This is a genomic window from Corynebacterium guaraldiae, from assembly GCF_053480195.1.
Genome location: NZ_JBRBAU010000005.1, coordinates 1 through 25,688 on the forward strand (window position 1 = coordinate 1; position 25,688 = coordinate 25,688).

The 25,688-nt window shown below is 61.6% G+C and carries 20 protein-coding genes; 4 read left to right on the plus strand and 16 right to left on the minus strand.

Annotated features, from left to right (window positions below):
• The 4 genes from ACUY3D_RS05045 to ACUY3D_RS05060 all read right to left on the minus strand — a co-directional run.
• A partial coding sequence (locus ACUY3D_RS05045) for a VaFE repeat-containing surface-anchored protein (protein WP_448240455.1) occupies positions 1 to 964 on the minus strand: 964 nt, incomplete at its 3' end.
• A gap of 570 nt (positions 965 to 1,534) precedes the next feature.
• Entirely contained in the window at positions 1,535 to 2,881 is a 1,347-nt protein-coding gene (gene purT / locus ACUY3D_RS05050) for a formate-dependent phosphoribosylglycinamide formyltransferase (protein ID WP_448240456.1), read from the minus strand.
• A 216-nt stretch (positions 2,882 to 3,097) separates the two neighbouring features.
• Positions 3,098 to 4,390 (minus strand): adenylosuccinate synthase, encoded by a 1,293-nt coding sequence (locus ACUY3D_RS05055; protein ID WP_070523587.1) that lies wholly within the window; start codon positions 4,388 to 4,390, stop codon positions 3,098 to 3,100.
• 120 nt (positions 4,391 to 4,510) lie between these two features.
• The gene (locus ACUY3D_RS05060) at positions 4,511 to 5,605 is read right to left on the minus strand and encodes a hypothetical protein (protein ID WP_070523591.1); all 1,095 of its coding nucleotides are present in this window, start codon (positions 5,603 to 5,605) and stop codon (positions 4,511 to 4,513) included.
• A gap of 176 nt (positions 5,606 to 5,781) precedes the next feature.
• On the opposite strand from ACUY3D_RS05060, the gene ACUY3D_RS05065 reads away from it, so the two are divergent.
• A complete protein-coding gene (locus tag ACUY3D_RS05065) occupies positions 5,782 to 6,711 on the plus strand; it encodes a hypothetical protein (RefSeq protein ID WP_448240457.1) in 930 nt (309 codons plus the stop codon).
• Between the two features lie 210 nt (positions 6,712 to 6,921).
• Here ACUY3D_RS05065 and ACUY3D_RS05070 read toward each other — a convergent pair whose 3' ends face one another.
• From ACUY3D_RS05070 to ACUY3D_RS05115, 10 genes are all read right to left on the minus strand, one after another.
• Positions 6,922 to 8,142 (minus strand): FUSC family protein, encoded by a 1,221-nt coding sequence (locus ACUY3D_RS05070; RefSeq protein ID WP_448240458.1) that lies wholly within the window; start codon positions 8,140 to 8,142, stop codon positions 6,922 to 6,924.
• A 135-nt stretch (positions 8,143 to 8,277) separates the two neighbouring features.
• Entirely contained in the window at positions 8,278 to 9,312 is a 1,035-nt protein-coding gene (gene fbaA / locus ACUY3D_RS05075) for a class II fructose-bisphosphate aldolase (protein ID WP_070523601.1), read from the minus strand.
• A gap of 184 nt (positions 9,313 to 9,496) precedes the next feature.
• Positions 9,497 to 10,693 (minus strand): glycoside hydrolase family 76 protein, encoded by a 1,197-nt coding sequence (locus ACUY3D_RS05080; RefSeq protein WP_250224344.1) that lies wholly within the window; start codon positions 10,691 to 10,693, stop codon positions 9,497 to 9,499.
• Positions 10,694 to 10,755: 62 nt separating this feature from the next.
• The gene (locus tag ACUY3D_RS05085; RefSeq protein ID WP_070523608.1) at positions 10,756 to 11,430 is read right to left on the minus strand and encodes a TrmH family RNA methyltransferase; all 675 of its coding nucleotides are present in this window, start codon (positions 11,428 to 11,430) and stop codon (positions 10,756 to 10,758) included.
• Positions 11,423 to 11,968: an orotate phosphoribosyltransferase gene (gene pyrE, locus ACUY3D_RS05090; RefSeq protein ID WP_070523611.1), complete on the minus strand. Its 546-nt coding sequence runs from the start codon at positions 11,966 to 11,968 to the stop codon at positions 11,423 to 11,425. The genes ACUY3D_RS05085 and pyrE overlap by 8 nt, the downstream gene beginning before the upstream one ends.
• 109 nt (positions 11,969 to 12,077) lie before the next feature.
• Positions 12,078 to 13,301, minus strand: coding sequence for a TtfA family protein (locus ACUY3D_RS05095; RefSeq protein WP_448240459.1), 1,224 nt, complete (start codon positions 13,299 to 13,301; stop codon positions 12,078 to 12,080).
• Between the two features lie 61 nt (positions 13,302 to 13,362).
• A complete protein-coding gene (locus ACUY3D_RS05100) occupies positions 13,363 to 14,214 on the minus strand; it encodes a sulfurtransferase (RefSeq protein WP_144015116.1) in 852 nt (283 codons plus the stop codon).
• 86 nt (positions 14,215 to 14,300) lie between these two features.
• A complete protein-coding gene (clpB, locus tag ACUY3D_RS05105; RefSeq protein WP_070523620.1) occupies positions 14,301 to 16,862 on the minus strand; it encodes an ATP-dependent chaperone ClpB in 2,562 nt (853 codons plus the stop codon).
• A 313-nt stretch (positions 16,863 to 17,175) separates the two neighbouring features.
• Positions 17,176 to 18,570, minus strand: coding sequence for a TetR/AcrR family transcriptional regulator (locus ACUY3D_RS05110; protein ID WP_448240460.1), 1,395 nt, complete (start codon positions 18,568 to 18,570; stop codon positions 17,176 to 17,178).
• Positions 18,571 to 18,774: 204 nt separating this feature from the next.
• Positions 18,775 to 20,145: a sodium/glutamate symporter gene (locus ACUY3D_RS05115; protein WP_269948945.1), complete on the minus strand. Its 1,371-nt coding sequence runs from the start codon at positions 20,143 to 20,145 to the stop codon at positions 18,775 to 18,777.
• A gap of 168 nt (positions 20,146 to 20,313) precedes the next feature.
• Here ACUY3D_RS05115 and ACUY3D_RS05120 point away from each other — a divergent pair, with 168 nt between their 5' ends.
• Positions 20,314 to 21,513, plus strand: coding sequence for an FAD-binding oxidoreductase (locus tag ACUY3D_RS05120; RefSeq protein WP_448240461.1), 1,200 nt, complete (start codon positions 20,314 to 20,316; stop codon positions 21,511 to 21,513).
• Positions 21,514 to 21,517: 4 nt separating this feature from the next.
• Here the strand turns inward: ACUY3D_RS05120 and ACUY3D_RS05125 are convergent, their stop codons facing one another.
• Positions 21,518 to 22,327 carry a carbon-nitrogen hydrolase family protein gene (locus tag ACUY3D_RS05125; protein WP_448240463.1) on the minus strand — a complete coding sequence of 270 codons (810 nt, stop codon included), beginning with the start codon at positions 22,325 to 22,327 and terminating at the stop codon, positions 21,518 to 21,520.
• A 101-nt stretch (positions 22,328 to 22,428) separates the two neighbouring features.
• Here ACUY3D_RS05125 and ACUY3D_RS05130 point away from each other — a divergent pair, with 101 nt between their 5' ends.
• Together ACUY3D_RS05130 and ACUY3D_RS05135 are read left to right on the plus strand one after the other, a co-directional pair.
• On the plus strand, positions 22,429 to 22,689 hold the full coding sequence (locus ACUY3D_RS05130) for a hypothetical protein (RefSeq protein WP_070523635.1): 261 nt from the start codon (positions 22,429 to 22,431) through the stop codon (positions 22,687 to 22,689).
• 35 nt (positions 22,690 to 22,724) lie between these two features.
• Positions 22,725 to 23,837, plus strand: coding sequence for an alpha/beta hydrolase (locus tag ACUY3D_RS05135; protein WP_448240464.1), 1,113 nt, complete (start codon positions 22,725 to 22,727; stop codon positions 23,835 to 23,837).
• A 26-nt stretch (positions 23,838 to 23,863) separates the two neighbouring features.
• Here the strand turns inward: ACUY3D_RS05135 and exaC are convergent, their stop codons facing one another.
• Positions 23,864 to 25,384 (minus strand): acetaldehyde dehydrogenase ExaC, encoded by a 1,521-nt coding sequence (gene exaC, locus ACUY3D_RS05140; protein ID WP_448240465.1) that lies wholly within the window; start codon positions 25,382 to 25,384, stop codon positions 23,864 to 23,866.
• Positions 25,385 to 25,688 lie beyond the last annotated feature (304 nt).

Sequence of the window (25,688 nt, forward strand, 5' to 3'; positions counted from 1 at the left end):
CCAGAACGGTCTTGCCGTCCTCCTTGGAAATCAGCTCAGCGAACAGGGTGTATTCCTTACCCGGAACCAGGTTCTTGTACGTCACCGTATCGTTAACCTTCGCACCAGCAACAACCTGAGTCGAACCCTCAGCAAACTTAGCCTGAGTTCCGATCGACGGCTCTACAGACTCATCGTCTGGAAGACCAGGTTGATCCGGCGGCATAACTCGCTGACCGTGGGGATCTCCCCCTGGCTTCCCATCAGGTCCAATAATGGTGATGTAAGCGCCCTCAGGAGCCTTTGGAACCATCACGGATGGATCACGAACAAATTCGACAGCAAATCCATCACTGTTTCTTGTGGTCTTTATCTCGAAGCCAGTAAGCTGTTTAAACTCTTCTGCACTTCCGCCATCATTCTTGAAGTACGGATACCACTCATTCCCAAATGGTTCGTTGTATTTGTAGTCATCACCGGTAATGGTCAGAGCTGCAACCTTCCGGTGAAGCGAATTAGAACCAAGAAGCGCAGCCAGATATACCGCGTAGGTTCGCACAGCGGCCTTATCGTTTCGCTTGAGTGCATCCTGCTGCTTCATAGCTACATTGATAGCGGCATCCCGGAACTCCTCGGGAATCGGAGCCTTTACCGCAGTTGAAGCATCATATTTACTATTATTCTGCATCGGAATCGAAGCAGTAGCATCGATACACCATGCCCAGCCTACATTGTTGGCCTTATTTCCTTTGTGATAGTAAGTACTAGCCGGTTTTCCGGCCCACACCAGCGGTCCCCAAGATGTATCAGTAACGGGATCGTCAGTCTTTTCACCCATAGTCATATTCGGCTTGAAGTCGGTCGGCTCAGCCGCATCCGCCTTCGCCCAGGGAACGGTGACCATGGCCGCAATCACTGCTATTGCTGTGAAAACAGCAGTAAGGACCATCCACCCCTCTCTGGAGATATTCCTTAATTTACTCATCGTTTCCTCTTCGAATGATATGAATGTCTACAAGTTGCTTTGCACAGCAGTAAGTTTCCGCTGAGACAATCTGAAATCTGGACGTAGGTTTTTACACCCTGACCGGCGATTCTCCTTAAGAATCTCACGTACTCTTATAGTCCACTCAGGATACTATCATCACTCACAGCTAGCCGCAAGATAGTTGATTGCTGCATAACTTTTCCTTATGCCCCCACATGGCGATATTTCAGCAGGTAGAACGTGCTGTGCGCTTGACCTTTAGGCCGCTTTTCGCCAATACGTTCCCCTAAATGTTGACATAGCATATAACCCATATTTTCTTAGATTCCCTCATTTAAGGTTTCTTAAGTTTCTGCATAAGCGTTTCCTTAAGGCGGCGTCGCGCTAACCGGCTTCCCCGGCGGAAGATGGCTCGCACGCATCACTCTGGCCCGCCGACAAGTAGCCCCCAGAAATGCGCAGAAGTGGCCATACGTAACACACGGCCACTTCAATCACATTCAGTACCCCATTCCCCCGTCAAGGCGTAGGGCACCATCCCCCTTAAGTTATAACGTCACTGTTTCTTTAATCGTCGGTGGAGCGGATGAGTTTCGGGTCGACGTCGACAACCGGCTCCGGCACCTCAATCAGCTCAATGTCGGAGACGGCATTGGCGGTCGGCTCCACGGGCTGTGAGTCACCGTGGACGGTTTTATCAGTATTCGGCCCCACAGTGATCTTTCCGGCCGCAAGCGCTGCCCTGTCGCGGGCGGTCTCAACATCCTCGGCGGTCGTAGCCACCATGCCCATGCGGCGGCCAGCGTAAGCCCAGGGCTTGCCAAACAGGCGCACGTCGGTCTCTTCATAGGATAGGGCGGCGTCGAGACCGGTGAAGGAGACGTCATCAAGCTCGGCGTCCGCGTGCAGGATGACCGCAGCACCGGGGCTGACCAACGTCACGTCAATGGGGAAGCCCAGGATCGCGCGGACATGAAGCTCAAATTCAGAGAAGCGCTGCGTGTATCCGGTCAGCATGGCGGTGTCCAAAGGACGCGGCGAGACGGAGGAGAAGTACACCTCATCGCCCGCCACGAAGAGCTCAACGCCGTAGACACCGCGCCCGCCCAACTCATTAGAGATACGCGCCGCAACGGAGCGTGCGTTCGCCAGGGCGTCCTCACTCATCGCCATGGGCTGCCAGGACTCCACCAAGTCACCGTTCTCGTGCCGGTGGCCAATAGGCTCACTGAACCACGTCGCCATCTTGCCCGTAGCCGGGTCAATGGAACGCACAGCAAGCAGCGTGACCTCATAATCAAAGTCAACGAAGCGCTCCACCACCACGCGCTTATTATCGGAGGACACGTGGCGCACCATGGCCCAGGCTTCTTCCACATCCTCTTCTTCCTTAAGAAGGACGTGCCCCTTGCCGGAAGTCGTAATATCCGGCTTCACGATGCACGGCAGTCCCAACTCCCCCACCGCCTCTTTCAGCTCCTCAGCGGACTCAGCAAAACGATAGGCCGTTACGGGCAGGCCGATGCTCTCAGCCACCTCACGCACGCTCTCGCGGCACTGTGTTAGCTCACAGGCCCGCGCCGTCGGCACGACGGTGGTGCCGAATTCCTCGATACGCTTCAGCGCCTCCACCGCGACGGTCTCCACTTCCGGGACCACATAGTCCGGTTTGATGCGCTCTGTAAGCTCCCACACCTTGTGCGGGTCCCTGATGTCTGCGATGTAGCTAAAGTGCGCAAGCTGCTGCGCGGGGGCTCCTGCGTAGCGGTCCACGGCGTGGACCTCCAGCCCTAAGTTCTGAAAGGCAATTACCAGCTGCTTGCCCAGCTCTCCCGCCCCCAAAAGAAGCACCTTGGTGGCGTTTCCCGTCAGAGGGGTTCCGATGTGGCCTGCGATGTCGCCTACGGTAGTCATTCTCGAATTATCGCACACTTCTGGTGCTGCATTGCTTGGCGACGTCCCCCAAACCCCCTTCAGAGGCATTAGAGGCATTAAACCGCCCCGCCTCTCCCGTGCGGTGGTTCCTATAGCCATGTGCACGGTGACACGGGAGAAGTTGGGCGGTTGTTGCGCGGCACCGTCGCCGTTAGGCGGTGCCTGAGGTTCGTTCGTCTTGGACTGGCTGGTGACTTACTGGTCCTGCATGACGTCGTGGCGCACGATGGTCTGGTCACGGCCAGGGCCGACACCAATGTAGGAAATGCGGCAGCCGGAGAGTTCCTCCAGACGCAGGACGTAATCCTGAGCCTTCTGCGGGAGGTCCTCAAAAGTCTTGCAGTCAGTGATGTCCTCGTCCCAAGCCGGCATGGTCTCAAAGATGGGCTCCGCGTGGTGGAACTCGGACTGGGTCAGCGGCATCTCGTCGTAGCGCTTGCCGTCGACGTCATAGGCCACGCAGATGGGGATCTCACCGATGCCGGTAAGCACGTCCAGCTTGGTCAGGAAGTAGTCCGTGAAACCATTGACGCGGGTGGCGTAGCGAGCCACCACGGAGTCATACCAACCGCAGCGGCGCTTGCGGCCGGTGTTGACGCCGATTTCGCCGCCGGTGGTCTGCAGGTACTCGCCCCACTTGTCGAAGAGCTCAGTGGGGAAAGGACCAGCGCCCACACGGGTGGTGTAGGCCTTGATGATGCCCAGGGAAGTCTTAATGCGCGTAGGACCAATGCCGGAGCCGACCGAAGCACCGCCGGCCGACGGGTTCGAGGAGGTCACGAAGGGGTAGGTTCCGTGGTCAACATCCAGCATGGTCGCCTGGCCGCCCTCCATGAGGACGTGCTTGCCGGCATCCAGGGCTTGGTTCAGCTCCAGTTCGGCCTCAATGACCATCGGGCGCAGGCGATCGCGGTAGCTCAGGAAGTACTCCACAACCTGCTCCGGATCGATAGCCTTGCGGTTGTACATCTTCACCAGCATCTGGTTCTTAATGTCCAGGGCGGACTCGACCTTCTGGCGCAGGATGGACTCATCAAAAATGTCCTGCACGCGGATGCCGATGCGGGCAACCTTGTCGGCGTAGACAGGGCCGATGCCGCGACCGGTGGTGCCGATGGCGCGCTTGCCCAGGAAGCGTTCCTGCACGCGGTCCAGAGTCTGGTGATAGGGCGCCACGAGGTGGGCGTTGGCGGAAATCTTCAGGCGCGAAGCGTTAGCGCCGCGAGCTTCGAGGCCATCGATCTCGTCGAAGAGGGCCTCCAGGTTAATCACCACGCCGTTGCCCAGGACCGGGGTGGCGTTTTCAGAAAGAATGCCGGCGGGAAGGAGCTTCAGCTCATACTTCTCGCCGCCGACCACGACGGTGTGGCCGGCATTGTTACCGCCGTTGGGCTTAACCACGTAATCGACCTTGCCGCCGAGGATGTCGGTAGCCTTGCCCTTGCCTTCATCGCCCCACTGGGCGCCGACGATGACGATCGCTGCCATGTTTGGTGTCACTTCCTATTTATTGAAGTCAAATACGCACCTACTTTACCCGGCATGGCGGTACGACGGTGGGTTTGTGACATGGTCATCAGGAATTGATGCGGTGTCGGTACGGGTGGGCTAGACGTTTTCGGTGTTTTCATCGTCGGTGCTGCCGTCGCCTGAGCCCTCCTCATCGAAGTAGATGGTGTCATTGGTAAACATCAACCGCGACTTGTCCGGGGTGCTGACGATGATGCCGTCATCGACAACAGCGATTTGGGCTTCAACATCACCGATGCCGATTCGGTAGAGCCCGTTGCCCTCGATCTTTGTGCCGTTAGTTGGGATTTCATCGTCATACTGAGTGAACTCAGTACTGCCCTCTAGAGGCAGGAAGGTCACCAGGTTGAATTCCATACCCTCCGGCATTGGGGTCTTACCACCTTTGATGGACCAAGTCCCGCCGTCGCCATGCGCACAATCAATGGCGTTGTTTTCTTCAATGATGCCGCAGACCATGTTCCAGCCATCGGCGGAGATGGTGAAGAGCTCTTCGCCGCGGAGGTCTTCTTCATCCTTAGCCAAATCCGCGGACTCGGTTGGTTCCGAATCCACGTCGATGAAGAAGATGTCCGAATCCACGCCGTCGAAGGAGGTTTCCATGGACGGCGCCTCGGTTCCTGGGCGTTTGTATGCCTTTCCTTCGACGCCAACGACGTCGCCTTCAGTCTTGGACTCAAAAGTGTAGCCTTCGCCGTCTTCCTCCACCTCGAAGGACGTTGACGTGATGTAGAGGGCATCCTCGTCATAGACCTCACCGTTGACGAAGAAGACAGGAACCTTGACGTCCTCCCCATCAAACTCGCCCTCCAGCACCGCGTAGCTGAGGAACTTGCAAGCGTCGTATTCATCTTCACTGACGCTCACGTCTTCAAATTTCTCGGTCGAGCCCTTCACATAGGCTTCTTTATTCTCGAGGACCTTGCTCAGCTCGGTGTCCTCGAGTTCTTTATTCTCGTCGCAGTCAGCGTTGGTGCTCGAGGAGGACGTGCTGCTCGATGTCGACGTGGCCTTCGACGAAGTAGGCGCCGCCGAACTCGTCGTGGACTCGGCGGCAGCCTCGGTGAATGCTGGCTCCTCGACTTCCGTCAGTGCACCGCCGATGAGGCTGCACGAGCTCATCAGAAGCCCGGCGGTGGATACAAGTGCAAGAGTTGTCATGCGAGTGGACATGGTGCTTACCTCCGGCTGTTAGGGGCTTAAGAATTGATTGCTAAGAAGTTGGGCGTTGCCTTGGAGCCTACTGACGCGCTGTGATGTGCACTACTTTTCCGGGGAAAGCACCGCTGTTTGCGCGCTGTTGGCGGCGCTTTTTAGCGAAGCTCTTTCCACGCTTCTATGCTTCTTGTATGATCTGTGCGCTTGTAGACTGCGGCGGCCACTTCACCGACGCCCATACCACTGCCCTCGTCGAGGCCTCACAGCGCGGAATGCGCGTCGAGCACTTCCGCTTCGCAGAGGTTCCCAGCCGGCAGGAGTTGAAGGCTATTGATGCCCTGGCCAGCGAGATTCTCCCGGAGGATCCCACTCCTTCGCTGGATGAGATTGCCGCACAGCCAGACGTGAGCCACCTCGGTGCGCCGGGTCCAGCGCCCCAGGCCCCGTTCCTGCGTGAGCCACTGCGCATTGTGGTCATCGGCAGCGATGCCGCGCTAAGCGCCGTGCTGACCCGCATGATGCGGGCGGATTACCTGTGGGCCGAGGTGGGCTACGTTCCAACTGGGGAGCACTCCACCGCGGCGATGAATTGGGGCTTAAAAGCTAGCGAAACGGGCCAGGGCCGCCAGGGTCTCGGCGACCAAGGAACAGTGATGGAGGAGGCGCTCTCCTTTGCCATGACCGCACCCGTCAACCCAGTGCCGCTCATCCGCAATGATGCGGGCCTCGCCGTGGCGGGTTCGGCAACGATTGCAGAATGGTCGAACGAGGAGATCATTGGTGAGATCATCGTCGACGATGCCGTGCTGCTGCGCGCGGACCGCGAGAAGGATGTCTTCGGTGCCAAGCTCGTGCCGATGACGGATGCGCCGGGCATCGTGGCGGCGAAGGCGGTGACAAGTTTTGAGGCGGACGTAGCACCACGCCGTGGGTTCTTCGCGCGCCTGCGCAAGCCTGTCCAGCCAGGGCAACTGGACCCCGCCAGCGTCGTGCAGGGCCGGGCGGTGCAGGCAGGGGGACCGGCGCTCAGCGTCAGCGTCGATGGGGTCCGCGCCAAGCGTCCGGTCAAGCGCGTGACGTTCTACCGCCACCTGCGGGACCTACAGATAGTGCGGCCCTAAGTCTCGCGGTTGAAGGAAAACGAAAGAAGGATTCGGCCAGCATTACCTTTTCGGCGCTAGGCTCGAAACCGAATCCTCACCGCATGCGCATTGTGCAATGCACCTAGGCGGTCTGCGGAAGACTCTACCACTCCCCCGTGTTCCCTACGAAGCTGGTTGGAAGCGCACACATACCCCAGTTTTGTGCAGCTGAGGCGTGACCTTTTAGCCCTAGTCCTCTTCCCGCACCTCCGGCGGGTAGGCCGGGTGCTTCGAGGTCGGCACCAGCTGTGCCACGGCGGACTCACGCGACATGCCGCACACCATGAGCAGGTCCACGATGACGGAGCGGGTTTGGGCCAGCACAGCATAGGCGGAGAGCACTGCTTCCTCGCCGGCGACGTCTATCGAGCAGCGCGCTGCCAGCTGGCGCAGGCGTTTGACTATCTCCGGAATAGCATGCGCCTCATCCACGCGGCGCTCATGCGCAGTTTGGTGGGTATAGAGGTCAGAGAGCTCCATCGTGATTTCGGCTAGCTCGTCGATAAGCTCCACTTGCTCGGCAGTGGCCTGGTCGCCGTCCTCGGCGAGCACGAGGGCGCGGCGGGACAGCACGCGGGTGCCGCGAACCACGTTATCGACCGGCGTGAGGATGCGCTCCAGCGAGCGGACGTTGCGCTGCGAGCTCCACAGGAAGGGCGAGAGCTTTGCGGTCTCCGCACCGCCCTTGGTGGCGTTGAGCATGTTGTTAATGTCGTCCTGCGTGCCGCGCACGGCATCGCGGGCCTCCATGATGGTTTCGGGATCATTGTCCGCAAGGCCCCTGGAGACATCGGAGAGAACCGAGGCCGTAATGCCCAGGACCTTCGAGACTTCCGAACGGCCCGCCCGCAGGGGTGAGGAGGGAATCAGCACGATCATCGTGAGGCCGATAACCGCGCCGATGATGGCGTCGATGGCGCGGGAGAGCCCGCCCATTTCTTCCGGCGGAAGAATGGTGGCGATAAGGATGGCGGCGATGACAATCTGGTTGCTCACCAGCTGCGAGCCCGTGACGAAGGAGCCGATCACCAGCGCCAGACCGATGATGATGGTCATGTGGATGGGGCCGGTTCCGAGGGCGTCGACAAGCAGCGTGCCCACCAGCACGCCCACGATGCCGCCGATAGACATGTCGACGGCGCGCTTGAGGCGGTCACTTCCCGAAAGGCCGAGGATGATGATGACGGCCATCGGGGCAAAGAAGGGCTGCTCGTGGCCGAAAAAGTCATGCGCAACATAGAACGCCAAACCGGCACCGAGGGTGCTCTGAATCATGAACACCAGTCGGTTGCGAATGCGCGTGAAGCGCGACTTCAGAGATTTATCCACCAACCGCAGCTGCTCGCGGGTAGTCCTGCGGACGCGTTTGGCTCCCGGTGACGAATTCGACGATGACTCTTGCGCTTCCATGATTCCGGTATTTTACGCGTTCTGCTGATGGGGTTGGGGATGCAAAAGCCACCCCTCAAGGGTGAGGGGTGGCTTGTTGAGATGTGCTGAATCAGCACGGCGTCCAGGAGGAGCCGGCGTCAGCTGGGCGTTGGTTTACTTAGAAACGGTCTTGCCCACGGAGTGCAGGTCGGTGCAGGCCTCAACCACGCGGTCAGCCATGCCCTGCTCAGCCTTCTTCATGTAGGAGCGCGGGTCGTAGACCTTCTTGTTACCAACCTCGCCGTCGATCTTGAAGACGCCGTCGTAGTTAGCAAACATGTGGCGGGCAACCGGGTTGGTGAAGGCGTACTGGGTGTCGGTGTCCACGTTCATCTTGACAACGCCGTAGCCCAGAGCCTGCTCAATCTTCTCCTTCTCGGAGCCGGAGCCGCCGTGGAAGACGAAGTCGAAGGGCTGGGAGCCTTCTTCCAGGCCGAGCTTCTTCACGACGGTCTTCTGGCCCTCATCCAGGACCTCCGGGCGCAGCTTCACGTTGCCCGGCTTGTAGACGCCGTGGACGTTGCCGAAGGTAGCGGCCAGCAGGTAGCGGCCCTTCTCGCCGGTGCCGAGGGCATCGACGGTCTTCTCGAAGTCCTCCGGGGAGGTGTAGAGGTTTGCGCCAGCCTTGGCCTGAACACCGTCCTCTTCACCGCCGACGACGCCAATCTCAACCTCGAGGATGATGTTGGCGTTGTGGGCCTTCTCGAGGAGCTCCTGGGCAATCACGAGGTTCTCATCGATCGGGATAGCGGAGCCATCCCACATGTGGGACTGGAAGAGCGGAAGCTCGCCGCGGTCAACGCGCTCCTGGGAGAAGGCGATCAGCGGGCGCACGTACTCATCCAGGACTTCCTTCTGGCAGTGGTCAGTGTGCAGCGCAACGTTAATGCCGTAGTGCTTTGCAGCCTCGTGAGCGAAGGCAGCCAGTGCCTTGGCGCCGGCAACCTTGTTCTTCACGGACAGGCCGGAACCGAACTCGGCGCCGCCGGTGGAGAACTGGATGATGCCGTCGGACTCAGCCTCGGCGAAGCCGCGGAGTGCGGCGTTGATGGTTTCGGAGGAGGTGCAGTTAATTGCCGGGAATGCGAAGCCGCCCTTCTTGGCGGTATCCAGCATCTGGTTATAAACCTCAGGGGTTGCAATAGGCATGAAATTCCATCCTTTGGAGTTGCTGTGCAGTAAGCCGTGCCGTCCCACATCCAGCGAAACAACACGTTCCAACATCCAAGTATGCCTGTTATTGTGGTTTTCCGCCGCGAGAAGCGGTGTGACCTCACTTAAACCCCGGCTCCCACGGGCTCAAACAGCCCTTTGAGCTGGGCATATTCTGCCGTCAGGCGGATTCTGACTTGTACTTCACAATTCGGGTGCAGGCTTCCAACAACATCCAACCGGACAATTGAACGGACAAATCGCGCTCAGCCACGCGGATAATGCCCACCTTTTGGCCCAAGGAGGAAGGCCCAAAACCGTAATTGTGGGGCAGCTTCGCATCCGCGGTCCAGTCGGAGCCGAAAATGGGCAGACCATCCACCTCAAGGCGGTGTTCCCACACGGATTCCGCCGAGGCCGTCACCAGCCGCGCGGCCAACTTCTTCGTCGCGCGGTTAGCCGGGGAATCACCCGGCAGGCGCACCGCCACGTCAGCCAGGTAGCGGGCAAGGATGCCTTTGAAGAGGCCACCGTCGCCGTCGCCAGTCTGCCAATCAATGACACCCGTATACGTCGCCATTCCCGTGGCCACCGCCTGGACGAGGCCGCGGATCCGGGTGGTGTAGTCCATCATGTCCGCGGCGAGCTCGGCCTCATGAACGGTGTCGATGTCCTCCACGGAGCGCAGGCCCGTCTGCTTCCGCAGCGCCAGCACAATCTCCAAGCAAGCACCGAGCACCACGCCCTGGCAGTAGGGGTGGATATTGCGGACGATTTCCTGCCCGTCCATGCGCATGCGGATGCCGTCCATGACGAAGCCATCGTCATCGATGAGGTGATCGTAGATCCAGTCCACGATGTGGCGGGCCTCATCCACGCGCCCCATGCGGGCGAGCATGATAGCGCCCGGCCCGTTGGAAGGAACGTTGAGGAAGGTCTCGCCCTCGCGCCACGGCAGCACGCCCACCTGGGAATCGATGCCATCGCGGATGTTGTGCTGCAGGGTGCCCAACTTCTTGTAGGGGCGCTGCTTCTTCAGTTCACCGGCACGGGAAATAGCCAGGGCCATCCAGGCCTTGTCGTCGTAGTAGCGGTTCTTCGTCAGCGCGCGGAGGTTGCGCACGTGGATGCCGCGGATGGTATCGGAAATGCGCGCGCGGCGGGCCTTGGTGTTCTTGCGCAAGGCGGCGTCGACAAGACAGTCCAAATAGTGCGCCTGCCACCAATAATGCCAGTGCACAAAGAGCGATTCTTTGGTGGTGGGTGGCCAACTCACCACGGCAAGGTTGGTACGAGGCAAGCCCCACACGGCTTGCGCGTGGCGCTCATTGATGGCTGTCTCCGCGAGGTCAGCGCGGTGGGACCATTTCTCTAACACTGTTGTCTCATCATTCTTAAATGTGAATTCGTTACCTAGATGTAAACACAGTGCGCGGGATCTCACCAAGCTTTTGATAAATCCGCATGCTGGCGAATCCACGCATGCATGGCGATGCCTGCGGCCACGCCCGCGTTGATGGAGCGAGTCGAACCAAATTGCGCGATGGAACAGGTCATCAGCGCCGCATCTTGTGCCTCCGGGCTCACCCCGGGCCCCTCCTGCCCGAAGAGGAGCAGGCAGCGCTCGGGCAATTCCGCGGTCTCCAGTGGAACGCACCCGGGGGTGTTATCGATGGCCACGACGGTGAGGCCTTGGTCGGCGGCCCAGGCCATCAGATCGCTGACGTTCGCGTGGTGCATGAGGTGCTGGTACCTGTCAGTCACCATGGCGCCGCGCCGGTTCCAGCGGCGCCGGCCCACGATGTGGACGGTGTCGACAGCAAAGGCGTTGGCGGTGCGCACCACGGTGCCGATGTTGGAATCGTTCTCGAAGTTCTCGATGGCGATGTGCAGGGCGTGCCGGCGCTTATCGATGTCCTCCCGGATCGCCTCGCGCGTCCAGTAGCGGTAGGCGTCGACGACGTTGCGACGATCCCCTTCCGCGAGCAGCTCGGGATCGTACTTCTCCGCCTCCGGGCCCTGCGGGATCGGGCCCTCCCAAGGGCCGACGCCGTGGCGGCCCTCATTCCATTCGGTAGGGCCCTTGGCTTCCGCTTCGTCCTCAGGCTTAGGCAAGGCCGAGGTCCTCAAGACCCAACAGGTAGCGGTACTCCAAGCCCTCGGCGGCGATGGCATCGCCAGCGCCGGTGTTGCGATCCACCACGGTGGCCACGCCGACGACCTCAGCGCCCGCCTTGCGCAGCGCCTTCACCGCGGTCAGTGGGGAGTTGCCGGTCGTGGTGGTGTCCTCGACGACGAGCACCTTCTGGCCCTCAACGTTAAAGCCCTCGATCTGGCGCTGCATGCCGTGCTTCTTGGCTTCCTTGCGGACGACGAAGGCATCGATATCGCGACCGTCAGCGTGCATGATGGCCAACCCGACCGGGTCCGCGCCCATGGTCAGACCGCCGGCGGCGGCGTAATCCCAGTCGGCGGTGAGCTCACGCAGCAGCGCGCCGATAAGCCGCGAGGCCTCGTGCTGCAGGGTGGCGCGGCGCAGGTCCACGTAGTAATCGGCCTCCTTGCCGGAGGACAACGTGACTTTGCCGTGGACGACGGCCAGCTCCTTCACCAGCTCTGCTAGGCGTTGCTTCTTCTGCTGATCCAGGCTCATCGCTCGCTCCTTAAAATCTGTGGCTTTATAGCCTTGAAAAATCCGCCCTGTAGTTTACCCTCTTGCCGCACGGTTGCCCGCGACTAGTGCTGGTGCCGGGATGGCAGGCCTAGTCGAAGATGGAGGAGCCGCCGTCGAAACGGCGTGGGAGGCGAGCCTGGTTATTTTCGGGGGCGGGGTGTTCGTGGCCGTCGGCAATCGCGTCCACCTCGTCCGCACCCAAGCTGGAATGGTCGATGGTGCCGCGGGCTTCGCTGGTGGTGCGGCTCGGCATGACCACCGGCTCGGTGGGGCGCTGGATGGTCGGGGTGTCGAGGGAATCATCACGATCCGGAACTGCCGTGGGCCCGGTCGGCTCCGGTTGCGGGGGCTCCGGGATATCGCGGCTCGGGTCGAGCTCATCAACGCGCAGCACTTGGGCAGCCTCGGAGCGCGGTGGGAGCACGCGGGCGGAATCGGCGAGCGTGGCCAGTGGCTCGAGCAGCTCTTCCCACTCTGCGCTGCGCGCCTGCCGGGTGGTCTGGGCAAGCGCCCACTCCCCCTCCATCCACACGGCGGTCACCTCGGCGGGAAGGCGCCTCAGCGCGTCAGTGACGCGGGCATCGATGAGGCGCTGTCCCACGCCGGCGTCGGTGGCGAAGACCTCGAAGCCTTCCTCCTCACGCACGTACACCAGATCCTCAGAATGGTTCTCCGCTTCCTCGCCTGCTCGGCGGAAATCCACCACGATGTCGGAGGCCGCGCCGGTGCGCATGGCCATGACGGGGATTGAGCCCATGTCGAAGAGCAGCGTCTCATGGCCGCGGACGCTTCCGGCCACGATATCCCGGGGTTCCTGGCCGCGGGCGGCGGCGCCGCGGGTCCACTCATCGGCCAAGTAGGAATCGTGCTTGATGTATTCCCAGCCGCGCTGCTGGCCAAAGGCCTTGCGCTCGCGGCGGGCGCTGCCCGGCACGAGGTGCCTGGCGCGCTCTGCGCGCTCGGCAAAGCTGTGCGCTGGTGCCGGTTCTGCGCTTGCTTCTACGGCCGGCTCTGCCTCAGGCTCTGGGGTGGTTTCCGGCTCGGTTGCGATGGCGGGCTCTACTGTGGGCTCGGGTTCTTCGGCGTGTACAGGTTCGGCCTCGGGCTCGGCGGATTCAGGGGCCGCGGCATCGGCTGCGCCGTCGGCGGAATCGGTGGCAATAACGTCGGCAGAGGCGTCAGTATCGGTGACGGTGTCGGTTGCTGCGTCACCGGCGGAGTGTGCGGCACGCTGGCGCTGATCCAACCAGAGCACGATGAGACCAGCCGCGAGCGCGAGGGCGGCGAGGGATAAGAGTACGAAAGGCATCATTGACCGACTCTAATCGCCCGGCGCGCCCGATAGGCGCTGGCACGCTGGTCACGCGAGGATTCTAGACGTGCTCGCGGTCGCCGCGCTCCACGGGATTGGCCGGGTTGGCCGACCACTGTGACCAGCCGCCAACGAAGTGGCGCAGGCCGGTAAAGCCCACGTGCTCCAGAACGGCGATGGTGAGTGCGGCGTGGTTGCCGGAACCTGAGTAGATGATGGCGCCGTCCACGTTTTCCTTGGTCACGCCGTGCTGGTCAAGGATTTCCAGGATTTCTTCCTTGGACTTCCACACGGTGATGTCCTTCGTGTGGAAGAGGCGCTCGGGCAGGTTGACCGCGCCCGGAATGTGGCCGGCCTTCAAGTCGAGGTTTTCGCGGCGGCCGGCGAAGCGGTTGCGCGTGCGAACGTCGAGAAGCAGGCCCTTGTGTTCCTTGACTTCATCGATGGTGGCCGTGGGCATCGAGCCCGGCTTCACTTTAAGGTTCGAGGTCATGCCCAGGTTGCCCGGACCGGTGAGCGTGGGCATTGCCTGGGCGCGCCAGTTCGACAGGCCGCCGTCGAGAATGCGGACGTTCTGGATGCCCGCCCAGCGCAGCGTCCACCACGCGCGGCCGGCGAAGAGGCCGCGGCCTTCGTCGTAGACCACGACCTCGCTATCCTCACGCAGGCCCCAGTGATCGATCCACTCTTGAATCTTCTCGGCCTGTGGGAGTGGGTTGCGTCCGACCTTGGAGCCCGGCAGGCCCACGAAGGCCGACGCGGCGTCGGCGTACTGGGCGGTTGGAATGTGAAGGGAAGAAAAAAGATTGAAGGCCTCGCCTTCCCCTGGGGCCCAGAGGGAAGCGAGGATGGTCGTCTTGTCACCGCGGTAAATCTTCTCACTCAGCTCGTGAGGGGAGATCAAAATGCTCATGCCCCCAGATCATAGGGGCATGAGCGGGTGCTGGCGACCGGTGAGCGCGGTGAGCACTTATCGTGCTCACCGGTTTAGGCGGCGCCTTAGGCGGTGCGGGCAGCTAGGTCGAGGTGCTCGCCGCCGTCGGCGACGTCAACGTGCACGGTATCGCCGTCCACGATGTCACCGGCCAAGAGCTTCTTGGCCAGCTGGTCGCCGATGGCCTGCTGGATCAGGCGGCGCAGCGGGCGGGCACCGTAGGCCGGGTCGTAGCCGCGCTCCGCCAGCCACAGCTTGGCGGCGTCGGACACGTTCAGCGTCAGGCGGCGGCCGGACAGGCGCTCGGCCAAGCCCTTGAGCTGAATGTCCACGATACCGGTGAGCAAATCCGAAGTCAGCGGCTCAAACATCACCACATCATCGAGGCGGTTGATGAACTCCGGCTTGAAGCTGCGCTTGACCGCCTCCATGACCTCTTCCTTGGTGCCGCCGGCACCCAGGTTCGAGGTCAGGATGATGACCGTGTTGCGGAAGTCCACGGTACGGCCCTGGCCATCGGTCAGGCGGCCCTCATCGAGCACCTGGAGCAGCACGTCGAAGACGTCCGGGTGGGCCTTCTCGACTTCGTCGAAAAGCACCAGCGTGTACGGGCGGCGTCGCACCGCCTCGGTGAGCTGGCCGCCGGCGTCGTAGCCAACGTATCCCGGAGGGGCACCGACGAGGCGGGCCACGGAATGCTTCTCACCGAACTCGGACATGTCGATGCGGACCATGGCGGATTCATCGTCAAAGAGGAAGTCCGCCAGAGCCTTCGCCAGCTCCGTCTTACCCACGCCGGTCGGGCCCAGGAAGAGGAAGGAACCGGTCGGGCGGTTCGGGTCAGCCACACCGGCACGCGCGCGGCGCACGGCGTCAGAGACCGCGGTGACGGCCTCCTTCTGGCCCACCACGCGCTCACCCAACACGGCCTCCATGTTGAGCAGCTTCTCGGTCTCACCCTGCAGCATCTTTCCGGCCGGGATGCCTGTCCAAGCGGAGACGACCTCCGCGATGGTATCCGGAGTGACCTCCTCAGTGAGCATGGTGTTGTGCTGCTGCTTCGCCTTCTCCTCGGCCGCAGCCAGCTCCTTCTCCAGCGGTGGCATCTTGCCGTAATTGATCTCGGAGGCCAGGGCTAGGTCACCATCGCGCTCCGCAATCTCGGCCTGGCGGCGCAGATCCTCCAGCTGTTCCTTGATGGTCTGCACGTCATCGATGGCCTTCTTCTCATTGGCCCAGCGGGCCTTGAGCTCGCCGAGCTTCTCGCGCTCATCCGCCAGCTCTTGCTGAAGGGCTGCCAGGCGGTCCTTCGAGGCGGCGTCCGATTCCTTCTTCAGGGCCAGCTCCTCAATTTCGAGGCGGCGGACGATGCGCTCCAGCTCATCGATCTCCTGCGGGGAGGAGTCAATCTCCATGCGCAGGCGAGAGCCGGCCTCATCGACCAAGTCGATGGCCTTATCCGGCAGGAAGCGGTTGGTGATGTAGCGGTGCGAGAGCTCCGCGGCAGAGACCAGGGCTGAGTCCTGGATGCGCACGCCGTGGTGCACCTCGTAGCGCTCCTTGAGTCCACGGAGGATACCGATGGTGTCCTCCACGGAAGGCTCAGCGGCGTAGACCTGCTGGAAGCGGCGCTCCAGGGCGGCGTCCTTCTCGATGTACTTGCGGTACTCGTCGAGAGTGGTAGCACCGACCAGGCGGAGCTCGCCGCGGGCCAGCATGGGCTTAATCATGTTGCCGGCATCCATGGAGCCTTCACCGGTGGCACCGGCGCCGACAATGGTGTGCAGCTCATCGATGAAGGTGATGATCTGCCCATCGGAAGCCTTAATCTCATCGAGCACGGCCTTGAGGCGCTCCTCGAACTCGCCGCGGTACTTCGCGCCGGCGACCATGGAGCCGAGGTCCAGGCTCAGCAGGGTCTTGCCCTTGAGGGATTCCGGGACGTCACCCGCCACGATGCGGCGGGCTAGGCCCTCCACGATGGCGGTCTTACCCACGCCGGGCTCACCGATGAGCACCGGGTTATTCTTCGTGCGGCGGCTGAGCACCTGGACCACGCGGCGGATCTCCTGATCGCGGCCGATCACCGGGTCAATCTTGCCCTCGCGGGCGCGGGCGGTGAGGTCCGTGGCGTACTTCTCCAGAGCCTGGAACTGCTCCTCGGGGTTCTCCGAGGTCACCTTGGCCGCGCCGCGCACGGAAGGGAAAGCGCCCTTGAGCGCGTCATAGGTGGCACCGCGGGAGGTCAGCAGCTCGGCGGCATCCGACTTGGAGCCCGCAATAGCGGCGAGCAAGACCTCGGTGGAGACGAACTCATCACCGAGCTCACCCGCCAGCTCCTGAGCGCGGGTGAGGACGTTGAGGGCGTCGCGATTAAAGTTCGGGTTCGCCATGTTGGCACCCTCGGCCTTCGGGAGGGCGTCGATAAGCTGGCGCGCCTCCTTCAGCACCGTCTCCGGATCCACGCCGGTGGCCTTGAGCACCGGGGCGGCGATGCCGTCCTTCTGCTCAAGGATGGCTGCTAAAAGGTGTGCCGGGCGGATGTCCGGGTTACCGTTGGCGGAGGCCGTCTGCAGCGCTTGCTGCAGGGCCTCCTGAGTTTTAGTGGTGGGGTTAAAAGAACTCATTGTTGTGTTTCTCCGTTTCTACTGTTTGTCCAAACCTTCCCGCGACAACAGTGGCGAAGGAAGCTTCACTGTCTATAACGCCACAGAACTTGAGTCTGTTCCACTCAACTAGAACTTTTTTAAAAACCCGCTTCTACTCCAGGTTGATCGGCACACGCTCAAGTTTTCTTTTCCCTCTGTAATGGCGTGCCTATATTGGCACACCGCCTATCCTGGCACGCCGTGGGCACAAGAAAACCGGCCCCTCTGCCCTGCTGGATTCAGCAGAACGGAAGAGCCGGTGTTTTTCTACGTTTATCTCCGATTAAACGGACTAGATAGTCTGCGGCTGCTTGCCGGGAAGATCGTAGGCAAAGGTTGCTAGGACCACGCCCGTCACAAAGTAATAGATGGACCACTTTTCCTCGAGGTCGATACCACGGAACTCACCCATAGAAGCTAGGTGGCACATGCCGTCAGCACCGGCCCACAGGGTGAAGTTCTTGATATAAACCAGGCGATCCTCCGGTTCGTACCCGGCCTCCCGCAGCGCTTCGCGGGCAAAACGCATCAACAATGCGAAGGACACACCCATCTTGGTCTGTTCCTCGCCATCCGCACTCAGCGGCACCACGGACCCAGAGGCAGCGGCGATGCAGGCGCTATAACGTTCGGGGTAGGTCACCGCGTAATCGAAGTAGGCCACCGCTACGCACAGGAGCTTGTCGACGGCCGATGCATCCTCCGGCAGCTGCTCTAGGAGGTAGAGGCTGCGGGCTTCCAGCTCACAGTCGGTTTCCTGATCCACGGATTCACGCAGCACGAAGTCATTGTCCACCAACGAAGCAATGAACACATCGGAGACCTCGAAGTACTCGGCCACGTTCTCGATGGTCACTGCCTTCAGCCCGTCGCGCGCCGCCAGCTGGATAGCGCGTTCCATGACGGCCATGCGCGCGCGTTCCGCAGGAAGCTTCTGTAAATCCTCAATCGCAGAGATATCGAGAGCTGGATCGCGGTCCGGAACAAAGCCGGCGAGCATCGCACGGTAATCCTGCATAGGATCACGCAGGCTCGACATTTCTAGCGACTCCGCCGCCTTGAACAGCGTTCCGATGAGCGCCTTGCATACCTCGCGCAGGTTGAAGCGCCGCACCACCGAGTGTTGGTGCCGCAGTACGCCGAGAACACTGAGGTGTGCCATGCCATGAACAGTGGCCAAGGTAGCAACGCTGAGCTTTGCCACCGATTCGAAACACACATCGCTTCCAACCTGGATTTTTTCCTCCGTCGCGATGAGCGCGATGGTTTCATAGATCAGGTCCAAGGTCCGGTTATAGGACAAATTGCCCTGCAAGAGAGCCTGCCATTCATCCTCGAAGACATAGGCCTTCTTTTCAAAGAGGTAGCGAAACAGCTCCGGCTCACGCTCGGCGTACTCGTAATAGGCCTCAGTAAAAGTTGTCAGTTTGGTAAAAAGATCGGCGTAGCCTGGGGCCGCATCGAGCGTTTCCTCAAGAAACTTGACCTTGCGGTCAGTCACATATTCGGGGATCGCCCGCACGATGGCCTCGCGGTCAGGAAACTCCGCAAGCACCTGAGCAGCGCTAAGATCCGCAAGCTTGGCCACGGATTCGACGGAGATGGCTTCATCTCCCTCCGCAGCTCCGATATGAAGCGCAGACTCGAGTACACGCTCACGAAGTGAGTCTTCATAAAGAAAATGCATACGGCTTCCTAAGTTTGCGCTCACATAGAGGAAGAAAGGCAGACACTGGGCGAGCGCCACGCTAATAACTTCTTAATTTTACCCCTATCTTCAGTTAAAGAGCAATGTGTTCAACAAGCTCCCCTTCAGTCAAGTCACACCCCTACCAATAAAACAATCCCCCAGGCCACGGCCTGGGGGATTGCGCGCGAAGGGCTTTAGCGTCTACTTCGATGAGCCGACGTGCCCGATGCCTTCCTTGAAGATGGTTCCGCGCGGCGGCATCATTCCGGTGAATTTGAACACGAGGTAGATGACCACCGCGATGCCCAGGGAGATCCAGCCAAAGCCAGCGGTGAAGCCGTACATGACGGCCAGCGGAGCGATGATGGTCCAGGAAATCTCGAAGGGGCCGAAGCCGATGTAGGCCATGCCGTACTCCGACAGCGTGCCGGACTTGAGCTTGGGGTCCACGATCTTGAGGATCGCAATGCCGGTAGCCACGGTGGCCGTGGCCCAGCCCCAGCCGAAGATGCCGCGCTCAATCCAGCGCTCACCGAAGAACTCGGCGGGGAACCACATCAGGAAGAAGATGCAGTAGATGGTGCCCAGGACGAAGAGCAGCAGGAGGGCCTGCCAGTAGGCCGCGACAGCTGCCGGCACGATGGCCGCCACACCAAAGGCAATGAGGTAGTCAGTCGCCGCACCGGAGACCGAGCTCACCGTGTCCTTATCCAGGTAGTCCTTAGCACCCACCATGTTCATCACGGCGCGGAAGAGCAGGCCCACGACCATGGACATGGCAAACAGCGGGATGGAGACGTTCTCCCAGATGGAGGCGATGCCCTTGTTAATGCCGTAGGCGGTCATCACGGTCAGGGCGATGAAGCCAACGTGGAGGGTGATGGGCTCGATCGCGGAAGGGTTCGTCGTCGCGCGGCCCAGCGAGGGGCGATCCTCCAGGCGCGAGATATAGCCGCGGCGCAGCTCCTCTGGGAGCTGCTTCGGAACGTGCGAAACCTTGCCCTTGCGGATGCCCCAGTTACCCGCAATGATGCCGCCGACGATGGCGGCCAAGGTACCCACGGTAGCGGAAGTAAAGCCCAGCGAGGAGGCTGCCTCAGCGCCCACACCCTCCAAGGCACCGCCGACGGCCGCGGCGGTACCGAAACCGCCGGTAAAGCCAACGGGCAGCATCATGCCGAACCAGTCGGGCGTGTCGAAAGTAGGCTTAAACAGCAAGAGGCCAAGGATGATGAACAGGCCCCACTGGCCGGTGAACATCATGGTGGAATAGCCCCACATGTTGCGAGCGCCCTTGCCCATGTTGCCGCCCATCTCCATGGAGAAGGCCATAGAAGCAAAGACCACGGCGATGAGCAGCGAAGTGTAATCACCGAGGTTCTCGGAAAAACCGATCCACCCCAAGACATTGGGCCCCAAGAGCAAGCCGAGCAGACCGGCGGTGATGGGGGCAGGCAGCAGCAAGTCCTGGAATACGAACTTGATCTGGTGGCGCAAAACGTTGCCGATAACCATGAGCAAAGAAATCCAGCCCACGTCGGTCATGATTGTGTACGCAGAGAAATCTTCCATGCGAGATCTTCCTTCCATGCCGCGCATCGCGGCATCCTTGAGACGAGACTCACCCACTTTCGGGAAATGAACCGTAGATTACACTACAACTCCCTCCCCGCTTTGCCACCCCTGACGTATAACCCTAGGGGGTTTTGACGCTACCCCCAGGCGCTAGGATGGGCGGGCATGAGGGAATTGGGTGAGCACCTGCGCAACCATGCCGAGGACTATCGCGATGCAGTACACAGGCACTTTTTTGCCACCGTGGCCGAATCCCGCCAAGTCTTTGCCCTGTCGATGAAGGACACGCACCCCTCACTGGCCCCCGCGCTGGCGTGGGTGCTGGAGAATGTGGAGGACGGTGGGGTTCGGGGGGACGTCGCCAAGCGCCTAGCGCAGATGGGGCGCGATCATCGCCGCCACGGTTTCCCCCCTGAGGTGTATCCCAAATTCGAGGCTTCCCTGGTGCAGGGGCTTACGGTGCTGGGGCTGACGCCGCACCAGCACGACGTGGCAACGCGCACCATTTCCAGCGCGTGTTCAATCATGCGCAGCGCCGCCCAGGAGGCGGATGCCGCCGGCACTCCCCCTGCTCACAGCGCCCAGGTCGTGGCGGTGGACAAGCCTAACCGGAACACCGCTGTGGTCCGTCTGGAATCCGGCATGGCGCTGGACTACCGCGCGGGCCAGCACGTACCGGTGACCTCGCAGCTCACGCCCGGTACCTGGCGCCCCCTGACCCCGGCTGCGCCGTCCGATGATTCGGGGCAGCTGACATTCCACCTTGCGCTGGCGGGTGAGGCCTCCTCCATGCTGGCGAAGGCCCAGCCGGGCGATTGGTGGACGCTGGGCATGCCCGCCGGTGAGCCACCGCAGCTCGATTCCGAGACCACTCTCATTTCCTTCGGCACCGGGTGGGCAGGCGCCCGGGCGCTGCTTCTCGACGCCCTGGGGAGCACCCTCCCCTCCGGGCTCGAGGTCTATGCCGTGGCCCCCTCGCCGGGCGAGCACTATGAAACGGAGTTTCAGGCCAACCTGCAGGCCCTGGTTCCGGAGCTCACTCTGCGGCACATCGTTCGGGATTCGCAGGATCCCTGGCTGCTCGGAGCACGGCCGCTGGCCGCCGGGTTCAACCCAGTGGTGGCCAATGAACCGATGGAACCGGTGCTCGCGGCGGGAACGGACCGCCGCTTCGTGCTCATCGGTCCTGCCGATCGCATCGAACTAGCGCGCGCGGCGCTGCTCGACGGTGGCGTTTCGGAGGAGGCAATCACCACGGATAGCTGGCAGCGTGGCCACGAGTGGGCGGCCTCCGCCGCGGAGCTTGACGGCTGGGGCGATGACTGGGAGGCCTGGGCGGCGTGGAAGAAGTCCCAGTGGGCATAGGCGCCTAAGCCTCCAGAACAGGGAGGGACTCACGAACCTTCGTCGCGGTGTCTGGGTCCACCTCGCCGTAGAGGATCTCCGGCTCATAACCAGCCTCCGCGAGGCGCGTGCCATCCGGCGCCACGAGGACGGAGTGTCCAATCCCGGTGGGCCCGGAGGCCTCCCCCGCCTTCGCCTCCCCACCGGGGCGAGCCTGACCCGCAGCCAAGATATACGTCGTGGAATCGAGCGCGCGCGCCGCGCTGAGCAGGCGCCACTGCTCCAGCTTGCCAGGGCCATCCGCCCAGCTGGTGGGCACGACGATGAGCTGGGCTCCCTGGCGGGCAAGCTCCTTAAACTGCTCGGGGAAGCGGATGTCATAGCAGGTGGCGACACCTACGGTAAGCTCCCCGGCGTCGAAGACAACAAGTGACTCACCGGGCCGGACGGTATCGGATTCCTTGTACTTGAAGGCGTCGTAAGTGTGGATCTTTTCGTAGCCGCCGAAGACGCCCGGCCCCGCGATGAGCGCGACGTTGGCCACGCGGTTAATGGTCTTCTCTCCCCGTTGGACGGTATCCGCCGGGGCGAACATTCCCAGCACCACGTACACGCCGAGTTCTTCTGCCAGCGCGCGCACGGCGGTGGCGGTGGGGCCATCGAGACCCTCCGCGTGCGTATCGAGGCGCCCGGAATCAAAGCTCTGGGTGGTAGCTTCCGGCAGGACGATAAGTTGCGCGCCGTTGTCCGCGGCTTCCCGAATCTTGTCGAGGGCTGCGGCGAGGTTGTCCTCAACGTCTCCGGTACTGGTCAATTGAACTGCTGCTACCTTCATGCGGCCCACGGTAGACGAGCCCGGACTAGTTATCCACAGATTTCGCGGATCGCGACGGCCGCCCTTTACGGCAATAGGAGAGCTGGCGCAGTCTCGATGCTATGAACCACCTCGACATTGACCGGGCTGCCCGCGAGCAGATCCGCTACCTCTTCGGCCATGCCTGCCCCGCCGCGTTTCCGTCCTTGCAGGAACCTCCCCGTACCGCCCGCGCCCTTGCGCTCCTCGGCGCCCAATGGGAGGACGCCCGGCGGGCCAGCGAAGAAGCTCGGAGGACGCAATTGGAAGAGCTTGACCATTTCGTGGGGTTGGCCCACGGTCTTGATGCAGAGCTTTCCTCACGTTTGGGAGGAGCGCAATGAGCGCGGCCGGGGCGCTTCGGTTGGAAGCGTTAGGGATGGAACGAAACGCATCTGAGCTGGAACGTTATATAGCTGCGTCGCACCATCATTGGGTAGGTCTAGCGATTTCTGGCGTTGGCGCCGATGCCGCGCGGCGTTCCTTGCACCGCGCCAGCGACAATCTGGTGAATCCCGTGCAGCAGATGCGCCTTGCCGCGCGCATTCTGAGCCTCTACGCACCACTGCAGGAGAGAATTGAACAGCTGCGCGCACGCGCTGTGCGGCTGGCTTCGGTCCCCGCTTTTGCAGAACCCGCCAGCGTGGCGCTGGGGCAGTTGGACGCGCTTGCCGACGTCCTCGATTGGGCCTGCGCCCGCCAACTCACCGCCCTGTGCACTCCGGAGCTGGCCCAACCGCCAAGCCGTTTGGAGGATTTCGGCGACCTCTCGCTGACCGAGTTGCACGAGCTCCAGCTGACCATGGCCAGCGAGGAGGTTCGCTCTCTGGCCGCGGCTAACCCTGATGTCACCGTGCTCGAGGCCAGCCCTGGGCGGCTGGTGGCGCTCGTGGACCCAGAGAACATCGGCACACAGGCCGCCCAGGTCAGCACGTTTGTGGGCGGGGTAGGTTCTTCCGTTACAGCAAGCTGGCCCACTGCGGTGGAGCGCGCACGCGCCATCGCCTGCGCCACCCATGGGCCTACGGTGGCGTGGATTGGCTACTCCGCCCCGCCCACTTTGTCCCGCGCGGCGCACGAGGACCCGGCGCGCCGCGGGGCCGCCGAGCTAGGCCGCTTCCAACGCGCCTTGCGGCAGCGCTTTCCCCGGGCTCAACACATCCTCATCGGCTATTCCTATGGCTCGGTGGTTGTAGGTAAGGCCGCGCAGCAGGACTGTGTTGCGGATGACGTCGTGCTCGTCGGCAGCCCGGGCGCCTCGGCGGATAGAGCGTCGCAATTGCATGGCAGAATCTGGAGCGCGCAGAACACCGAGGATCCCATCGCGATTGCTACCGGTCCACACGGTGGCATCCACGGCCCCGATCCCGCCTCCCCCGCCTTCGGTGCAACACCTCTGCCAGGTGCTAGCGGTCTTCCGGGCGATCATGGCTCCTATTGGAAAGACCCCGCATTCCTGCGGGGCCTGGGCATCATCGCACGACGCTATTAGAAGGCAGCCACGTGGGGTTACTGCCTTTAGAAGAGGCCAGCATGCTCCTCGGAGTAGGACACCAGCATGTTCTTCGTCTCCTGGTAGTGGGACAGCATCATGAGGTGGTTCTCGCGTCCGATGCCGGACTCTTTGTATCCGCCGAAGGCGCTGTGCGCCGGGTAAACGTGGTAGTGATTCACCCACACGCGGCCAGCCTGGATTTCCCGCCCGGCGCGGTAGCAGGTGTTTTGGTGGCGCGACCACACACCAGCGCCAAGGCCAAAATTGGTGTCGTTGGCGATCTGAATAGCCTCCTCGAAGTCCTTGAACGTGGCCACGGACAGCACCGGTCCGAAGATTTCCTCGCGGAAGATGCGCATGTCATTGGTGCCGCGGAAGACGGTCGGCTCAATGTAGTAGCCATTTTCCAGGCCCTCCACCTTGTTCACGTGGCCGCCGACGAGAGTTTCCGCTCCCTCCTTCGGGCCCACCTCAAGGTATTCGGTGATCTTGTCCATCTGTTCCTGGGAAGCCTGCGCGCCCATCATCGTTTCGGTATCGAGCGGGTGGCCAATCTTGATCTTCTTTACGCGCTCCACCGCCAATTCCAAGAACTTGTCCGCGATGTCTTCGTGGATCAATGCGCGGGACGGACAGGTGCAGACCTCGCCCTGGTTAAGGGCGAACATGACAAAGCCCTCCACACACTTCTCCAGGTAGGCATCATCCTTGTCCATGATGTCCGCGAAGAAGATGGACGGGGACTTGCCGCCGAGCTCCAGCGTGACGGGGATGACCTTGTCCGCGGCGGCTTTGTTGATGATCTTGCCCACCGGGGTGGAGCCGGTAAAGGCGATTTTGGCGATGCGCTCCGAGGTGGACAGAGCCACGCCAGCTTCTTCGCCGACGCCATTGACGATGTTGAGCACGCCCTTCGGCAGGAGGTCCTCAATAATCTCAATGAGCAGCAGAATCGATGCCGGGGTTTGCTCGGCTGGCTTCATCACGATGGTGTTACCTGCGGCCAGCGCCGGGGCAATCTTCCACGCAGCCATCAGCAGCGGGAAGTTCCACGGGATAATCTGCCCCACCACTCCCAACGGCTCATGGAAGTGATAAGCCACGGTGTCCTGATCGATCTGGGACAGGCGGCCCTCCTGTGCGCGGATGGCGCCGGCGAAGTAGCGGAAGTGGTCAACAGCCAACGGGATATCGGCGGCGAGGGTCTCGCGCACAGCCTTGCCGTTCTCCCAGGTTTCCGCGACGGCGATCTTCTCCAGGTTTTCCTCGATGCGGTCTGCGATGCGGTGCAGCAGGAGCGCGCGCTCCGCCGGGGTGGTCTTGCCAAAAGTCTCGAAGGCCTTCTCCGCGGCATCGATGGCCAAGTTGATGTCTGCTTCCTTGCCGCGGGCCACCTGGCAGAAAACCTCACCGGTCACCGGGGTGATGTTGTCCATGTACTCACCATCGACCGGCGGTACCCACTCGCCGCCGATGTAGTTGTCATAGCGCTCGCGGAAGTTGACGATGGCGTCAGAGGTGCCTGGGTTTGCGTACAAAGTCATGTGCCTAGTGCCTTTCTCGTGGATTCAGTACCGTAACGGTGGCCGCCCACACAATCGCATCCATACGTGATAGGCGACACAACGCTGGACGCGAGTGTAGCGATAAGTATTGCCAAACTCACGTTTTCAATGAGGAAAGCTTTTGGGGTCGTTGCCAAAAGGCGCCTTGCTGCCAAAGTTTTAGCCTCTGCCGCAATTTTGAACACGAACTTTGTCAACAAGGGCACCTTGCGCGCGAAGAGCACGCGGGCTCAGGCCGAGCAGGGCTGGCCGGGCCCAAAACAGAAGAACCCCCTCCCGCAAG

What these genes read in the sequence shown, in the direction of transcription:
- purT (WP_448240456.1), bottom strand. Translation starts at nt 2,881, where the DNA reads ATGACTACCGTAGGCGACATCGCAGGCCACATCGGAACCCCTCTGACG.
- ACUY3D_RS05055 (WP_070523587.1), bottom strand. Translation starts at nt 4,390, where the DNA reads ATGGCAGCGATCGTCATCGTCGGCGCCCAGTGGGGCGATGAAGGCAAG.
- ACUY3D_RS05060 (WP_070523591.1), bottom strand. Translation starts at nt 5,605, where the DNA reads ATGTCCACTCGCATGACAACTCTTGCACTTGTATCCACCGCCGGGCTT.
- ACUY3D_RS05065 (WP_448240457.1), top strand. Translation starts at nt 5,782, where the DNA reads ATGATCTGTGCGCTTGTAGACTGCGGCGGCCACTTCACCGACGCCCAT.
- ACUY3D_RS05070 (WP_448240458.1), bottom strand. Translation starts at nt 8,142, where the DNA reads ATGGAAGCGCAAGAGTCATCGTCGAATTCGTCACCGGGAGCCAAACGC.
- fbaA (WP_070523601.1), bottom strand. Translation starts at nt 9,312, where the DNA reads ATGCCTATTGCAACCCCTGAGGTTTATAACCAGATGCTGGATACCGCC.
- pyrE (WP_070523611.1), bottom strand. Translation starts at nt 11,968, where the DNA reads ATGAGCCTGGATCAGCAGAAGAAGCAACGCCTAGCAGAGCTGGTGAAG.
- ACUY3D_RS05095 (WP_448240459.1), bottom strand. Translation starts at nt 13,301, where the DNA reads ATGATGCCTTTCGTACTCTTATCCCTCGCCGCCCTCGCGCTCGCGGCT.
- ACUY3D_RS05100 (WP_144015116.1), bottom strand. Translation starts at nt 14,214, where the DNA reads ATGAGCATTTTGATCTCCCCTCACGAGCTGAGTGAGAAGATTTACCGC.
- clpB (WP_070523620.1), bottom strand. Translation starts at nt 16,862, where the DNA reads ATGAGTTCTTTTAACCCCACCACTAAAACTCAGGAGGCCCTGCAGCAA.
- ACUY3D_RS05110 (WP_448240460.1), bottom strand. Translation starts at nt 18,570, where the DNA reads ATGCATTTTCTTTATGAAGACTCACTTCGTGAGCGTGTACTCGAGTCT.
- ACUY3D_RS05115 (WP_269948945.1), bottom strand. Translation starts at nt 20,145, where the DNA reads ATGGAAGATTTCTCTGCGTACACAATCATGACCGACGTGGGCTGGATT.
- ACUY3D_RS05120 (WP_448240461.1), top strand. Translation starts at nt 20,314, where the DNA reads ATGAGGGAATTGGGTGAGCACCTGCGCAACCATGCCGAGGACTATCGC.
- ACUY3D_RS05125 (WP_448240463.1), bottom strand. Translation starts at nt 22,327, where the DNA reads ATGAAGGTAGCAGCAGTTCAATTGACCAGTACCGGAGACGTTGAGGAC.
- ACUY3D_RS05130 (WP_070523635.1), top strand. Translation starts at nt 22,429, where the DNA reads ATGAACCACCTCGACATTGACCGGGCTGCCCGCGAGCAGATCCGCTAC.
- ACUY3D_RS05135 (WP_448240464.1), top strand. Translation starts at nt 22,725, where the DNA reads ATGGAACGAAACGCATCTGAGCTGGAACGTTATATAGCTGCGTCGCAC.
- exaC (WP_448240465.1), bottom strand. Translation starts at nt 25,384, where the DNA reads ATGACTTTGTACGCAAACCCAGGCACCTCTGACGCCATCGTCAACTTC.